Annotated in this window: 15 protein-coding genes; all 15 read right to left on the bottom strand. The window is 37.6% G+C overall.

The features are described 5' to 3' along the window. Positions 1–1,061: 1,061 nt before the first annotated feature. Complete coding sequence (locus tag ACU1LP_RS00250; RefSeq protein ID WP_445734724.1) at positions 1,062–1,391, bottom strand: ferredoxin; 330 nt, start codon at positions 1,389–1,391, stop codon at positions 1,062–1,064. Positions 1,392–1,627: 236 nt separating this feature from the next. Next, complete coding sequence (locus tag ACU1LP_RS00245; protein ID WP_445734723.1) at positions 1,628–1,966, bottom strand: hypothetical protein; 339 nt, start codon at positions 1,964–1,966, stop codon at positions 1,628–1,630. Between the two features lie 6 nt (positions 1,967–1,972). Beyond that, complete coding sequence (locus ACU1LP_RS00240; RefSeq protein ID WP_445734722.1) at positions 1,973–3,400, bottom strand: NADH-quinone oxidoreductase subunit N; 1,428 nt, start codon at positions 3,398–3,400, stop codon at positions 1,973–1,975. 19 nt (positions 3,401–3,419) lie between these two features. Then, a complete protein-coding gene (locus ACU1LP_RS00235) occupies positions 3,420–4,907 on the bottom strand; it encodes a complex I subunit 4 family protein (RefSeq protein WP_445735236.1) in 1,488 nt (495 codons plus the stop codon). A gap of 90 nt (positions 4,908–4,997) precedes the next feature. After that, a complete protein-coding gene (gene nuoL / locus ACU1LP_RS00230; protein WP_445735235.1) occupies positions 4,998–6,917 on the bottom strand; it encodes an NADH-quinone oxidoreductase subunit L in 1,920 nt (639 codons plus the stop codon). A gap of 184 nt (positions 6,918–7,101) precedes the next feature. Further along, positions 7,102–7,419 (bottom strand): NADH-quinone oxidoreductase subunit NuoK, encoded by a 318-nt coding sequence (nuoK, locus tag ACU1LP_RS00225; RefSeq protein ID WP_445735234.1) that lies wholly within the window; start codon positions 7,417–7,419, stop codon positions 7,102–7,104. After that, entirely contained in the window at positions 7,416–7,940 is a 525-nt protein-coding gene (locus ACU1LP_RS00220; protein ID WP_445734107.1) for an NADH-quinone oxidoreductase subunit J family protein, read from the bottom strand. Before ACU1LP_RS00220 ends, nuoK begins: the two co-directional genes overlap by 4 nt. A gap of 4 nt (positions 7,941–7,944) precedes the next feature. Beyond that, complete coding sequence (locus ACU1LP_RS00215) at positions 7,945–8,421, bottom strand: 4Fe-4S binding protein (protein WP_445734106.1); 477 nt, start codon at positions 8,419–8,421, stop codon at positions 7,945–7,947. A 4-nt stretch (positions 8,422–8,425) separates the two neighbouring features. Further along, positions 8,426–9,490 carry an NADH-quinone oxidoreductase subunit NuoH gene (nuoH, locus tag ACU1LP_RS00210; protein ID WP_445734105.1) on the bottom strand — a complete coding sequence of 355 codons (1,065 nt, stop codon included), beginning with the start codon at positions 9,488–9,490 and terminating at the stop codon, positions 8,426–8,428. A 10-nt stretch (positions 9,491–9,500) separates the two neighbouring features. Then, on the bottom strand, positions 9,501–10,622 hold the full coding sequence (locus tag ACU1LP_RS00205; protein ID WP_445734104.1) for an NADH-quinone oxidoreductase subunit D: 1,122 nt from the start codon (positions 10,620–10,622) through the stop codon (positions 9,501–9,503). A gap of 6 nt (positions 10,623–10,628) precedes the next feature. Beyond that, on the bottom strand, positions 10,629–11,090 hold the full coding sequence (locus ACU1LP_RS00200; protein ID WP_445733104.1) for an NADH-quinone oxidoreductase subunit C: 462 nt from the start codon (positions 11,088–11,090) through the stop codon (positions 10,629–10,631). A 10-nt stretch (positions 11,091–11,100) separates the two neighbouring features. Continuing rightward, positions 11,101–11,694 carry an NADH-quinone oxidoreductase subunit B gene (locus ACU1LP_RS00195; RefSeq protein ID WP_445733105.1) on the bottom strand — a complete coding sequence of 198 codons (594 nt, stop codon included), beginning with the start codon at positions 11,692–11,694 and terminating at the stop codon, positions 11,101–11,103. Next, on the bottom strand, positions 11,685–12,035 hold the full coding sequence (locus ACU1LP_RS00190; protein WP_445734103.1) for an NADH-quinone oxidoreductase subunit A: 351 nt from the start codon (positions 12,033–12,035) through the stop codon (positions 11,685–11,687). Before ACU1LP_RS00190 ends, ACU1LP_RS00195 begins: the two co-directional genes overlap by 10 nt. A 13-nt stretch (positions 12,036–12,048) precedes the next feature. Further along, positions 12,049–13,062: a 2-oxoacid:ferredoxin oxidoreductase subunit beta gene (locus tag ACU1LP_RS00185; protein WP_445734102.1), complete on the bottom strand. Its 1,014-nt coding sequence runs from the start codon at positions 13,060–13,062 to the stop codon at positions 12,049–12,051. Between the two features lies 1 nt (position 13,063). Continuing rightward, complete coding sequence (locus tag ACU1LP_RS00180) at positions 13,064–14,920, bottom strand: 2-oxoacid:acceptor oxidoreductase subunit alpha (RefSeq protein ID WP_445734101.1); 1,857 nt, start codon at positions 14,918–14,920, stop codon at positions 13,064–13,066. Between the last annotated feature and the right edge of the window lie 32 nt (positions 14,921–14,952).

Here is a 14,952-nt window from a genome sequence, read left to right as displayed (position 1 = left end):
AGTACCTGGAAAGGAACTTATTTTTACATTAAAAAATTTCTTGAAACCGACTATCCTCCAGGCAGTCCCGATAGCTATCGGGCCATAGAGGTATTTTGCCGTCCCGATAATTATCGGGATCATTTTGGTCTTGGGGCCAAAAACCGTCCCGAAAGCTTTCGGGATTATATTTTGTCCCACCCGGAATTGCGAAAAGGCAATTCCGACCTCCCCGAAGGGGAGGTAAATTCGGAAACCCCGAGGTAGAACCGTCGGGGAATTATTTAGATTAAAACCATAACCATGTTGCTTTTTCCATCATCCATGTCCCTTTAGGGACTTCATTTGGGTAGCGGCAGTTATATCGAGGAGTGGATTCGTGCCTTTAGGTACGACATAGGGCAGCATTTAAAGAAGGATATTTGCAATCTGATTTCATGTATGGCATTGTTTTAAAATCCGCTTTCCCATCCTATACCTAAAGGCACAGAAAACCCAGCGTATTGATATGCCACTACCCAAATGAAGTCCCTAACGGGACAGGGCAAACGCTTTTATGGACTTAATGATCTTTGTGGTCCCGATAGGAGCCATCGGGACGTGTAATGTTTTGTAGGCCTTTGTGTTACAGCTATTGCACTGAGATGCACAAAGCAAAAAACCATTACATAAAGGAGTTTATCATGGGTCATATAAGAACATTTTTTAAAGGCGTTTGCCCTGGGTAATGGACGCAACCAAATTGGGTTTTTTATATCTAATAAGAAATATAAACAGATGAAAAACACCCTTTTAATCTTCGTGTTGTCAATTTTTATTTACGGTTGCAGTTCTAAAGATGACATTCAAAATGAAAAAATAGGCATTATTAATAATAAATAATTTTCTATTACCTGAAAATACGGTTGGTTTTGCCTTAGGGATTGGACAGGAAAGCCCACAGCGACTGAGGAGCGAGGACTTGTAAGGGGGGAAAGCACGACCCCTGTGGTAACCTGCCCAAATTGCTTAAATAAAATTTAGATTATTCAATGATGGGATTCCTGCCTTACTGAAACAGGTTCAGCACAGGTTGCAGGAATTTAACACTCGGGGGCTAACTCTACTTCCAATCCGTTCAAACCCGGCGTCATTTGTATTTGGCAACCTAAACGACTATTTGCCTTTACATCAAAAGCTTCAGAAAGCATCGCTTCTTCATCATCGGACATTTCAGGTAATTCAGTGTTGCTCAATACATAGCATTGGCACGATGCGCACATGGCCATTCCGCCGCAAACGCCAATGGTACCTTCGGGCGCCAGCTCATAAGACCTAACTACTTCCATAAGGTTCATTGCCATATCGGTTGGCGCTGAAACCTCGTGTTTATTACCGTTTCTATCTGTAATGTTTATTTTAATATCTATCATCCTATTAAGCAACTATGGTAATTCAATGTTAAAACTGCTGTTCTTTTAAATTCTTGGTTCTTTAAAAGAAAGTGCAACAAAAATAACACTAAATTTTTTAAAAGCAAATGTATTTCCTATAATTCTTATAGGATTAATAGACTTATAAGCAATAAATATGCGTGAAACCGTATTATCATTATGCTTTTCGGACTTTAAAAAGCGGAAAATTTAATTGGAAATCTAGTTAGCAATTGCTAAAGCTTCTTCTTGTCGCCATTATTCCAATAGTGTGGATTGGTACTTTGTGTTTTTTGATTCCAATAATCTTGGGTCACTTTATGGCCATCCAAAGTTTTAAGTTTTCGTTCAAAAACCCAAATGGTTGGGTTAAAAACCATATCGGTTACCGCTACGGTATATAATTGGGGCTCTTCTTCTGCTTTCTTTTTATCTTCTTGAATTATAACTTCAAAACCATTGTATTCCAACAGTTTTTTTAAAAAATCCCTACGGTCTCCAGAAACGCCTTTTTCAACAAAAGTAACTCTTGTTTCATCAATACTTCCAAACATGTGACTTCCTGATAATGGCATAATGTATTAATTAAAAATTCTACTTAATTCAAAAATATAATCATATATAGGGCTATACAAGCCTAAAACCAAAATACCAGCCACGGTTACCAAAAGCCCTAACCTCATATATAATTTACTTTTAAAATACGGAATGGCTTGATCGCTTTTTCGTAAAAACATGGCCCTAACAACCAATAAATAATAATACAATGAAATAGTTACATTTACCACAGCAATGAAAACAAGCAAATAATAGCCTTTACTGGCGGCGGCAACAAATAAGAAAAACTTACCAAAAAAACCTGCAACCGGTGGAATTCCCGCTAAAGAGAATAAGGCAAGCATCATTACCATGCTTAATTTTGGGTTGGTCCTGTACAAACCTTCATAATCATTCATGTTTTCTTTCCCGGTTTTTAAGGAAATAGCCTGTACCACACCAAATGCCGCTAAATTGGAAAAGATGTAAACCAATACAAAGTAAACAATGGTTGCCGTTCCAAGTTGTGTTCCACTGATTAATCCTAACAGAATAAATCCTGCCTGGGCTATGGACGAGAATGCCAAAAAGCGTTTCATGTTTTGTTGGCGCAATGCAAACAAATTACCTGTGAACATGGTTACGATTGCAATGGCATAAACCAAATTCTCCCAAACGTGCATTAAAGTTTTAAATACGGTAAACAATAAAATCATGAGTATAAAAACTGCAGCTCCTTTTGAAATGACTGAAAGGTATGATGCTATACTAATTGGAGCACCTTCATACACATCAGCCGTCCAGAAATGAAATGGCACCAAGGATATTTTAAAGGATAACCCAGAAAAAAACAGAACAAGCCCCAATAGGGTTAAGTTGGTAGATGAAACCATAGTCATCATATCATCAAAATAAATAGATCCTGAACTGGCATATAATAAAGAAATTCCAAACAAAGAGACGCCAGATGCCAACGCAGCTGACAATATTAACTTAATACCCGCTTCACTGGATATTCTTTTGGTCACTTCAAAAGCGGCCAAGGCCGCAACCGGTAATGTGGACAATTCCAAGCCTAAATAAAACATTAAGAAATCACCAGAGGAAATCATAAAATACATTCCCAATAACGAAGAAAACAAGAGAATGAAAAATTCTGTCCCTCTGTTTTGGTTAACTATTTTCTCTTGCAACCAGTCTGCCGACTGAAGCAATAATATAAGAACCCCAACATTGAGAACATTTTTAAAGAAATGTATGAGTGCATTGGTCCTAAACATGCCTCCAAACAAACTGCTTGTCTCCATGGCAAAAAAACCAACGATGGTATGTATTCCAAATAAAAATATAGCCAAATGGACCATACTATGTTTTTTGGTTTTTGATATGGCTATTTCAGCCGTTACCAACAATAAAATAATAGTAAGTAGGATAATCTCTTGCCTCATTAATAAAAAACCACTAAAGTTCATTTTAGTTATCTATTTAAATTTATAATACCCCTTGAATAAAAGGTTGTAAACTTTCCATGATCATATCGCTTAACCAAAGAGGTGCAACTCCCATGCCCACTATGGGAATTAACAATAGAAAAACACCTGTTTTTTCGTACCAGGTTGCTTTTTCCAACGTTAGAAATTCATCATTCCGTACCGGTCCCATCAACATAATGCCTGCAGCTCGCAAAATATAAACGGCGGTAACCACAATTGCTGAAATTACAATAATTGTTGAAACCCTGTAAAATAACGCTTCGTGCTGAAACGCTCCTACAAAAATGGTCATTTCGGCAATAAAACCACTCAATCCCGGTAGCCCCAAGGAAGCTAAACCAACAATTACATAAATTACTGAAATGAATGGAATCACTTTTAACAAGCCTCCTAGTTTATAAATATCCCTGGTATGCGTCCTGCCGTAAATCATTCCAATTAAGGCAAAGAAAAGAGCAGTCATAAACCCGTGAGACAGTGATTGCAATATGGCACCGTTCCAAGCGGTTTTGTTAAGCATTAACAAGGCAAATAATACCATGCCTAAATGGCTCACAGAGGAGTATGCGTTAATATACTTTAAATCGGTTTGCTTAATGGCGCTGAACGCACCATAGATAACCCCAATGGTTGCCAGAACAATAAAGAACCACGACCAGTGCAAAGCGCCTTTTGGCAACAAATACATGGCCACTCTAAACACGCCATAACCCCCTAATTTCATTAAAACACCCGCGTGCAACATAGATACCGCTGTTGGTGCTGAGGAATGGCCATCGGGAGACCAAGTGTGAAATGGAAATAAAGCGCTTATAACAGCGAAACCAATAAAAACCAAGGGGAAAAACAATTTTTGAGCTTCAATTGGGATGTTTACCTGGGCGATTTGTAAAATATTAAAAGTTAATTCGCCACCATCGGCATTTGAATTAAAATAGATCCCTAAAATACCCACCAATAAAATAGCCGAAGCACCCATTAACATTAACGTTAATTTCATTGCAGAGTACTCTTTTGGTCCGGATCCCCAAATACCAATTAACAAATACATTGGTATGACCGCAATTTCAAAGAAAACGAATAAAGTAAACAAATCAATAGAAATAAAGAATCCGTAAACGCCTATTGAGAGTACAATGAGTGCGATGAAAAATTCTTTGGGCAGCTCATTCATTTTCCATGAAATAAATACACCTGCCAATACAACTATGGTAGTTAATAACAGTAATGCAATTGAAACGCCATCAACGCCAATATTATAATGGATATTAAAATTTTTAAACCAAACAACATCTTTTGTAAACACCATAATATCAGTATTTACCGTACGTTCTTTAAAATACGCAAAAACTAAATTAATAGCCATCCCCAGTTGGACCATGCCTCCCACCATAGAAATGAAGCGCGCATTTTTTAGCCCTTTAGTAAACACTAAGGCTAAAATGGTTATAATGGGCACAGTGATAAAAAGTGATAAAATATCCATATTGATTTTTTCTAAATAATTTTCAAAACATACATAATAAAACCCAAATATTATTTGATATTTGTTTATTGCATTTGTTATTTAACTTGTTTAATTCGTCCATAAATAAATAAACACCAATGCAACAATGACAGCTCCCATAACAAATGAAAACCCATAGTCTTGAAACTTACCGGATTGCATTCCTTTTATGGACTTTGAAAGTAAAACCGTTTTATTACCAATACCTTCCATAGTACCATCAACATATTTTTTGTCAAATTTTGCCACTGGTGACGATACACGCTTGAACAAAATTTTCTTTGTGATGAACAAATAAATTTCATCAAAATAGAATTTATCACTGGCCCATTTGTACAATGGCCCAAATGCAGAAGCATATCGATCTGATAAGCTGTTTTCCTTTTTATAAAATATCCATGCCAATACAATTCCGGTCAATCCAACAGCTACCGCTATGGCTGCCAAAGTGTAATTTAAATGTGATTCAAATCCTACTTTATCAGGTGATATAAATTTGCTGAATGGAATAAACCCACCAAAAATACTGACAAGTGCTAAAAATAGAAGTGGCAATGTCATTGATAAAGGAGACTCTTTGGGTGTATGCCCATACACTTTGTCTTTTCCCCAAAACATACCAAAATAAATTTTAAATATATAAAAAGCTGTTAATCCTGCCACAAAAACGCCTATATAGTAAATAGGTTTATTGTGTTGGAATGCAGCCAATAAAATTTCATCCTTACTAAAAAAACCTGAAAAAGGAGGGATTCCCGCTATTGCTAAAGCGGCGATTAAAAAAGTGATATTTGTTATAGGCATGTATTTACGCAATCCGCCCATATCTTTCAAATAATTACTATGGACAGCATGAATTACAGAGCCTGCTCCTAAAAACAACAAGGCTTTAAACATGGCGTGTGTAAACAAATGAAACATAGAAGCCATATAGCCAACGCCATGATGCCCATCATAACCAGAAACACCTAAAGCCAGCATCATGTATCCAATTTGAGACATCGTAGAGAAAGCCAAAACACGTTTAATATCGGTTTGGGTAATGGCAATAATGGCAGCAAACAATGCTGAAATTGCACCAACATAGGCCACTATATTTAATACAAAACCGTTTTCCACAAAGTAATACATGGGGAACAATCTAGCAACCAGATATACGCCAGCAACCACCATGGTTGCTGCGTGAATTAAGGCAGAAACAGGCGTAGGGCCTTCCATGGCATCTGGCAACCAAATATGAAATGGTAGCATGGCCGATTTACCTGCACCCCCCATAAATATTAAAATCAATGCCCAAGTAATTGCAGATAGCCCCATAAACGAGGTAGATGCCCAATTTAGAATAGCACTCCCTTCCGGGTTATTTAGGGTTTCAAAATCGAATGTTCCTGTATAATAACTCATTACCAAAATTCCTATTAAAAAACCCAAATCAGCAAAACGGGTTACAATAAACGCTTTCTTTGCTGCGGCAATGGCCGAAGGTTTTTTGTAATAATAGCCTATTAACAAATAAGATGAAACACCTACCAACTCCCAGAAAATATAAATTTGAAAGAGATTGGTAGCTAAAACCAAGCCATACATTGAAAAGGAAAACAGGCTTAAAAAGGCAAAAAACTTGGTGTAGCCTTCATCGCCTTTCATATAGCCTCTACTATAAATATGTACCATTAATGACACTGTGGATACTATGATAAGCATTAAAATGGAAATAGGGTCTATCAAAATTCCTACATCAATATGTAAGGTTTCGGTAAAATTTAACCAAACTGTTTTTTTAACAAAAGTTTGAAATGCCCCATCAATTTTTTCGCTAATAAAAAAATACTGATAGGCAGCGTAAAACGATAGGATTGTAGAAAGAGACAATCCAAAAACACCTATATATCCAGAGATTGCAGGTTTGATTTTTTTATAATTAATTCCAAGCAATAAAAAAATTGCCAGTGGAACCAATGGAATTAATATTATATATGCTGTATTCATATTTAAACTATTCTTTTTTTAACCACAAAGGGCACAAGGTTTTTCGCAAAGTTCACAGCGCTCCATTGATTCCCCGTTCAATACCGTGTTTTAAAAGATTAACATTGAAATCTATCAAAAATCCCAGTTTATAATCTTCCACCTTCATGTAGGTTCGTGTACTTTGTGGTTCATGTTATAATTGTTAATACTTCATTATTTCAGTGTCTTTAACCTCAACAGAACTGATTTGCCTATATAAATTTATTATTATTGATACTGCCAAGGCTGTTTCGGCAGCCGCAACTGCTATAATAAAAATTGAGAAAACAATACCTTGCAACATATCCGGATATAAATATTTGTTTATGGCAACAAAATTTATTACCGATGCATTTAATATCAATTCAATAGAAATCAATACGGAAATAAGGTTTTTTCGTGTTATAAAACCGTAAATACCAATAAAAAACAGGATGGATGTTACGGTTAAAATCTCGTATATGCTAATACCGGCTATCATAATGAACGGTCATTTTTATCGGTTAGTTTTTTTCCTTTTGCTATAACTATAGCCCCGATCATGGTAGCTAAAAGCAATACGCTCACTACCTCAAACGGCAAAATGAATCCACCTGCACCATAGCTTAACAATTTACCCCCTATATCGGCCGTAGTGGTGGTTATCTGGTTTTCTACAACGTTAAAATCGTTGTTATAGATGGTGTACAAGAAAATGCCAAGGCCTACTAAACACAATGCCCCCGTTAGAAATTTTCTTAAGGGTTTTGCTACTTCCAGTTCCATTTCAATGTGATGTACCAGTAATACGGAAAAAATAATAAGAACAATGATGCCTCCTGCATATACTGTAAGTTGGATAGCAGCTAAAAAGTTGTAATCGATCAAGAAATAAATACCGGCTATCCCGCACAAAACAAACAATAGGTAAATAACGGAGCGAAGCATTTTACGGCTGGTTACCGAGGCCACGGCAAATGCCACAATTATTAACGATATAATGTAAAATATATATTTTTCCATATTCTTAATCTTCTATACCAGCTTTGACTTTGGACCCCGGTCTATTTAAAACTTTTGTAAGTTGGGTTCTATCATACGTTGAGTTCTCATAATTCTGTGCCCAGATAATGGCATCAGTAGGACAGGCTTCAATGCACAAACCGCACATGGTACACAATCCTAAATGATAAATGTGTTTATCTATTTTCTTTTTCTTTTTACCTGTTTCTTCATCAATACCTCTGTCCCAGATTATTTCAATGCTTCCATTGGGGCACGCTATTTCGCATTTCTGACAGCCTGTGCACTGGTGTTCATTGTTTTCGTCGTGCGGCATGACGACTTCACCACGAAACCGTTCAAACATCTTCAAGGTGTCCCTGTTATCAGGATATTGTTGCGTGATGGCGCCTTTTCGAGAGGTTAAAAAATACTTTCCGGTAACACCCATACCAGTTAGCAGTGTTTTTATTCCGTGATATATATCTGATAAATAACTCATGCCTCTAAAATTTAATGGTTAAGTTCAACCAAACAATTATTGCCATTATAAGTATGTTGACCAAATTGATTGGTAACAAGTATTTCCATTCAAGCGTCAATAACTGATCCACTCTCAAACGAGGGAATGTCCATCTAAACCACATCATTAAAAACACCAACACCAATGTTTTGCCCAAAAACCAAAAAACGCCTAGCCATGGAATAGATTCTGTAATCCCGAAAGGCGACAACCAAGCTCCGAAAAAAACGGTGGTTGCAATGGCTGCAATAATGAACATGTTTATAAACTCAGCTAAAAAGAAATAGGCAAATTTCATTCCTGAATACTCTGTATGGAAACCGGCACCAAGCTCAGATTCTGCTTCAACCATATCAAAAGGGGCTCTGTTGGTTTCTGCTGTTCCAGCAATTATATATACCATAAATGCTATAATAGCGGGCACATGGCCTTGTAAAATAAGCCAACCCTCTTTTTGCGTTTCAACAATTTCTGATAATTGTAAGGTTCCCGTTAACAATATCATGGTTATCAAGGACATTCCAATAGACAATTCATAGCTTATGGTTTGAACACCACTTCGCATTGCCCCAATAAGTGCGAATTTGTTATTACTACTCCAACCCCCTAATAAAATACCAATTACACCAATAGAAGAAATGGCCATTAGGAAGAAAATACCAATATTAATATCAAATGCTTGAAACTCTTGGGTAAACGGAAACACTGCCAATGCCATGAGTGACGATACAATTACAAAGTAAGGTGCCAAATTGTACAAAAATTTATCTGCTTTTACGGTGCCTGTCAATTCTTTGGAAACTAACTTCAAGGCATCTGCCATGGTTTGCAACAATCCTAAAGGCCCTACTCTATTGGGTCCAATTCGCAATTGAAACCAAGCAGCCACTCTCCGCTCTAAAAGCACCAAATACAATCCGGCAACAGCAAAAATCACTAAATAAATCAAGGCCACCAAAACCATTGCAACAATGCTTGCAACGCCTTCGGGCATCATATTAATAAGCCAATCCTGAATTGTTTTTGTTATGCTTAATGCTATATTCATTGCGCTCATGTTATCTGTCAATATCTGGTATTACAAGGTCTAGGGTTGACATGGATGCCACTAAATCCCCAATTTTTCCGCCCACTGCAATATGGTTCAGTAATGATAAATTGGAAAACCCTGGAGAACGGAACTTAACGCGATACGGATTTTTGGTGCCCGTGCTAATAATATAAACCCCTAACTCACCACGTGCGGTTTCTACTTTTTGATAAAATTCACCCTTTGGTAATTTTATAACAGCATTGGTAGGAACTTTATGGTCTCCTTCCGGAATGTTATCAATCAATTGTTCAATGATTGACATAGATTCCCACATTTCCTGAATCCTCACTTGATATCTTGCAAACGTATCGCCCTCGTTTTTAAGGACTTCTTTAAAGGCCACTTGACCATAAGCACTATATGGATGGTGCTTTCTAACATCGCAAGAATATCCGGAAGCACGACCAACAGGACCGGAAGCCCCGAATGAAATGGCATCTTCTTTAGTTAAGACCCCTACACCTTTGGTTCTTTTTTGAAAGATGACGTTGCCCGTTAACAAAGTATCGTACTCTGGTAATTTCGTTTTAAAATGAGCCATAAACGCTTTGGTCCTTTTAACAAAATTTGGGTGGATATCAAACATTAAACCACCGGGAATATTATAGTTCATGGTCAATCTGGCACCACAGGTTTCCTCAAAAATGTCATTGATCATTTCCCGGTCCCTAAACCCATAAAAATAGGTTGTCAATGCACCAACATCCATTCCCATGACGCCCCACCACAAACAATGGGAAGCAATTCTGGTCAACTCACCAAGAATGGTTCTAACAACTTTTACGCGGTCTGGAATTTCCAATTGAAGGGCATTTTCCACGGTTAAACAAACCGCTTCGTTATTTATATGCGAAGACAGATAATCCATTCTGTCTGTAAGGTGCACAATTTGCTGGTAGCTATCTCGCTCACACATTTTTTCAATGGATCGATGTATGTACCCCAAATCTGGATCCACTTTTTTAATAATTTCGCCATCTATGGTTAACAATAGTCTTAAAACACCATGAGTTGCCGGATGCTGTGGCCCCATGTTAATAAAATATTCTTCCGATTTAAAGTTGTTATTAACCAGTACTTCTTCCATAACCATCTATTTAATAACCATATTAATATCGTCTTCATAATCCTTTCTTAGTGGAAACCCTTCCCATTCATCGGTTAAAAACAAACGTTTTAAATTGGGGTGGTTATTGAATGTTATTCCGAAGAAATCAAACACTTCACGCTCATGAAATTCTGCCGTTCTCCATATATCGCAAACAGAATCCAGTTTTGGATTTTCTCTATCTTCAGCATTAACTTTTACAACTACGATATGTCGATATTTTGTTGATTCCAAATGATATACAACCCCTATTTCCGGTTGCCAGTCAACGCCACTTAAACAGAATAAATAATCAAAACTTGTTTCCTTATTATGCCTTAAATCCGTCATTAATTGATGAAGGTTTTCTGGCGAAACAGTTATATTTAAAAATTGAGATGCTTCTTCAGAAAATTCTAAATCTGGAATCCAGCTGCTTATTAAGCTTTGTAACGCTTCATTGGTCATAACTTCTTATTTATTTACCTTCATCAAATCCGTCAATAGGATTTTCTTTATGTTTCATGCTTTCGGTTCTAATTTTATCCTGAAGCATCAACATGCCTTCTAAAAGTGCTTCGGGCCTTGGTGGGCAACCAGGCACATAGACATCGACCGGAATTACGTGGTCTGCTCCTTTCACTACCGAATAGGTGTTATAGAAAAATGGGCCGCCGGAAATGGCACAAGCCCCCATGGCAATGACGTATTTTGGTTCTGCCATTTGATCGTACAAACGACGTAATACCGGAGCCATTTTATTTACAATGGTTCCTGCAATAATAATTAGATCGGCCTGTCTTGGTGAAGGTCGTGCTACTTCAAAACCAAACCTAGAATAGTCATGTCGAGCGGCCCCGGTTTGCATCATTTCAATAGCGCAGCAACTGGTTCCAAAATAAAGGGACCAGAGTGAATTTGATCGGCCCCAATTGATTATTTTGTCCAATGAGGTAACAATTACGTTGGCGCCATTTCCTGCCGGAATAACTTTTCCGGGAAAATCTTCTGGAAATTTATGGTCTCTGTCCTGTACTTCAGAGAGGTACCTTTTTTTGTCGTCTATTCCCATTTTAATGCTCCTTTTTTCCATGCATACATTAACCCTAAACATAAAATAAATAAGAAAACGAGTATCTCAATAAAGCCAATGGCTCCAAAATCCTTAAAAACAACAGCCCAAGGCACTAAAAAAGCCACCTCAACATCAAAGATTAAAAACAAAATAGCAAAGAGATAATACCCTACTTTAAATTGGACCCAAGTTGACCCAATGGTGGTCATCCCGCTTTCATAAGGCTCTCGTTTTTGAGGATTGTCTGATTTATGGGAAATCATGTTCGACATAAAATTTGCCCCGGCAACCAATACAATTCCGGCAAGTAAAAATACAATGATAGCTTCTGATCCCATTTATATACCTTTTTTATTTAATTTCATAAATATCCCCAGAGAAAAACAAATCATCCGTTTTTCTGAATTTCGATTTAGATTTAACCTCGGCGGTTAACACATCTTCGCGTTCTTCCAATGTTATATCATCGCAACTTCTTATAATGCCGGTTACTAACGGATACTGCAATCTAACCAACATTTGGTGCAACGTAGGGTCTTGTTCTTTGGCATCGTGCACTAATAGGTCTTTTTCTGTTATGCCATTTTCCCCTAGGGTTACGACTTCTAATTTCAATCTGTTTAAAACAAGCCCCTTGTCTTTGTTTTTTCCAAACACCATTGGTTTTCCGTGTTCAACAAATAACTGCTTATCCTCCCTTACATTTTTATCGGTATATTGTGTAAAGCACCCATCATTGAAAATTACGCAATTTTGAAGCACTTCAATTAAAGAAGTGCCCTTAAATTTTTCGGCATCAATAAACATTTGGGTCATTTCCTTTGGGGTGTTACCTCCTATTCTTCCAAAAAAACGTGCTTGTGCCCCTATGGCCAGTTCACCTGGCGAAAAAGGGGGTTGTGTATTTCCGTAAGGCGACGATTTTGTTTTTTGCCCTATTAATGAGGTTGGAGAAAACTGACCTTTGGTCAAGCCATAAATTTCATTGTTAAAAAGGATGATGTTTAAATTGATGTTTCGACGCAATACATGAATAAAATGATTGCCGCCAATGGCCATGGAATCGCCATCGCCAGTAATGACCCAAACACTTAAACTAGGGTTTGCTAATTTTACACCGGTTGCGATGGCAGGTGCTCTACCGTGGATGCTATGCATCCCATAGACATCCATGTAATAAGGGAATCTGGATGAACACCCAATACCGGAAATAAACACGACATCTTCTTTTTTAACGCCCATTTCTGGGAGGGCTTTCTGCATGGAACGTAAAATAACATAATCGTCGCATCCTGGGCACCACCTTACTTCTTGATTGCTTTCAAAATCCTTATAGGTATATTTATTTTCAACTATTGCTTCCATGTTATTTAACCAATTGTTTAAATGTTTCAATTAATTCATTGTTTCCAAATGGCAATCCTTGTATTTTATTAAATTGAGACAAGGGCAATCCATTAAAGTTCATTTTTAATACTTTGGCAAACTGGCCACTATTTAATTCGCAGACCACAATTTTTTTAAACTGTTTTAAAATGGCCTCTGTGTTTTTAGGCAGCGGATTTATATATTTAAAATGCGCATAACCTATATGCTTATACCCTGCTTCATTAATATGTTTGACTGCTGAATGCAACGACCCATAAGTACCGCCCCAGCCAATAACCAATAAATCGCCACTGCTGGCAAACTCGGTGGTTAAGTCTGGGATGTAATTTTGAACGCGTTTTATTTTTTCGGCCCTGATTTTAGTCATGTATTCATGGTTTTCCGGAACATACGACACATTTCCGGTCACTCTATCTTTTTCTAAACCACCAATACGGTGCTCTAAACCCTTGGTTCCCGGAATAGGCCACTTCCTGGCAAGTGTTTGTTCATCTCTATCATAAGGATGCCAACCATCAGCAGCCTGTTTTAAAATATTATTTTTAATTTCGGGCATTTCGTTAACGCTTTTAACTTTCCATGGCGCCGAACCATTGGCTATGTAACCATCTGTTAATAAAATTACAGGAGTCATGTGCTCAACAGAAAGTTTTGCCGCTTCATAAGCCATATCAAAACAGTTAGCAGGGGTACTTGCCGCTAAAACTATTACAGGGCTTTCGCCGTTTCTACCATAGAGTGCTTGTAATAAATCGGATTGTTCTGTTTTGGTAGGTAACCCTGTTGATGGCCCTCCGCGCTGCACATTAACAACAACTAAAGGTGTTTCAATCATCATAGCCAACCCTATGGCCTCTCCTTTCAATGCTAAACCAGGGCCAGAAGTTGTTGTAATGGCCAGATCGCCCGCAAACGAAGCGCCTATTGCTGAGGTTATTCCGGCAATTTCATCTTCGGCCTGAAATGCCTTTACACCAAAATGCTTGTGTTTTACCAATTCATGCAAAATATCTGTTGCTGGCGTAATTGGATAAGAACCCAAAAACAGTTCCAATCCCGCTTTTTCCGCAGCGGCCAAAAAACCCCAGGCTGTAGCGGTATTGCCCATAATGATTCTATAGGTTCCTGCTGGCATTTTAGCCGGTGAAATAGTATATGCGTTCGGAATCAACTCCAAGGTTTCAGCAAAATAAAAACCTGTGTTGAGCACTTTGGTATTTGCTTCAATGATATGTGGTTTTGCTTTAAATTTTTTATTCAAAAAATCTATGGTGTGGTTTGTCGATCTATTGTACATCCAATAAACCATTCCTAAAGCAAACATGTTTTTTGTTCGCGCAATATCTTTATTGTCTAAACCTTCAATATTTTTTAGTGCCTCTTTAGTTAACGAGGACATGGCCACCTGGATAACCCTGTAGTTTTCCAAACTACCATCTTCCAATGGGTTTGAGCTGTACTGTGCTTTTTCTAAATTTTTCTTGTTGAAGGCATCGGTGTCAACAATAATAGTATGCCCGGGTTTTACTGCATACAAATTTGTTTTTAACCCCGCAGGGTTCATGGCAACCAGCAAATCCAATTCATCGCCCGGTGTACTTATCTCTACACTGCCTATATGCACCTGGAAACCCGAAACCCCATAAAGGCTTCCTTGGGGCGCTCTAATTTCTGAAGGATAATTAGGAAAAGTTGCTATATCATTACCAAACATGGCAGAGGTATCTGAAAACTGGGTGCCCGTTAACTGCATGCCATCGCCAGAATCTCCGACAAACCTAATAATAACCGCCTTTAGTAATTCTGATTCGCGATCTGCTTTTGCTGTTGTCATAAATTGTAATAATTTGAAAAAATTAACTAAAT

Source organism: Mariniflexile sp. (assembly GCF_052728615.1).
This window is presented reverse-complemented; position numbering and strand designations above follow the sequence as displayed.

Bases quoted from the DNA above. Each gene is read 5' to 3' on its own strand.
- ACU1LP_RS00220 (WP_445734107.1), bottom strand. From the start codon at position 7,940: ATGGAAAAATATATATTTTACATTATATCGTTAATAATTGTGGCATTT.
- ACU1LP_RS00180 (WP_445734101.1), bottom strand. From the start codon at position 14,920: ATGACAACAGCAAAAGCAGATCGCGAATCAGAATTACTAAAGGCGGTT.
- nuoK (WP_445735234.1), bottom strand. From the start codon at position 7,419: ATGATAGCCGGTATTAGCATATACGAGATTTTAACCGTAACATCCATC.
- ACU1LP_RS00240 (WP_445734722.1), bottom strand. From the start codon at position 3,400: ATGAACTTTAGTGGTTTTTTATTAATGAGGCAAGAGATTATCCTACTT.
- ACU1LP_RS00250 (WP_445734724.1), bottom strand. From the start codon at position 1,391: ATGATAGATATTAAAATAAACATTACAGATAGAAACGGTAATAAACAC.
- ACU1LP_RS00205 (WP_445734104.1), bottom strand. From the start codon at position 10,622: ATGGAAGAAGTACTGGTTAATAACAACTTTAAATCGGAAGAATATTTT.
- ACU1LP_RS00235 (WP_445735236.1), bottom strand. From the start codon at position 4,907: ATGGATATTTTATCACTTTTTATCACTGTGCCCATTATAACCATTTTA.
- ACU1LP_RS00245 (WP_445734723.1), bottom strand. From the start codon at position 1,966: ATGCCATTATCAGGAAGTCACATGTTTGGAAGTATTGATGAAACAAGA.
- ACU1LP_RS00215 (WP_445734106.1), bottom strand. From the start codon at position 8,421: ATGAGTTATTTATCAGATATATATCACGGAATAAAAACACTGCTAACT.
- ACU1LP_RS00185 (WP_445734102.1), bottom strand. From the start codon at position 13,062: ATGGAAGCAATAGTTGAAAATAAATATACCTATAAGGATTTTGAAAGC.
- ACU1LP_RS00195 (WP_445733105.1), bottom strand. From the start codon at position 11,694: ATGGGAATAGACGACAAAAAAAGGTACCTCTCTGAAGTACAGGACAGA.
- ACU1LP_RS00200 (WP_445733104.1), bottom strand. From the start codon at position 11,090: ATGACCAATGAAGCGTTACAAAGCTTAATAAGCAGCTGGATTCCAGAT.
- nuoL (WP_445735235.1), bottom strand. From the start codon at position 6,917: ATGAATACAGCATATATAATATTAATTCCATTGGTTCCACTGGCAATT.
- ACU1LP_RS00190 (WP_445734103.1), bottom strand. From the start codon at position 12,035: ATGGGATCAGAAGCTATCATTGTATTTTTACTTGCCGGAATTGTATTG.
- nuoH (WP_445734105.1), bottom strand. From the start codon at position 9,490: ATGAATATAGCATTAAGCATAACAAAAACAATTCAGGATTGGCTTATT.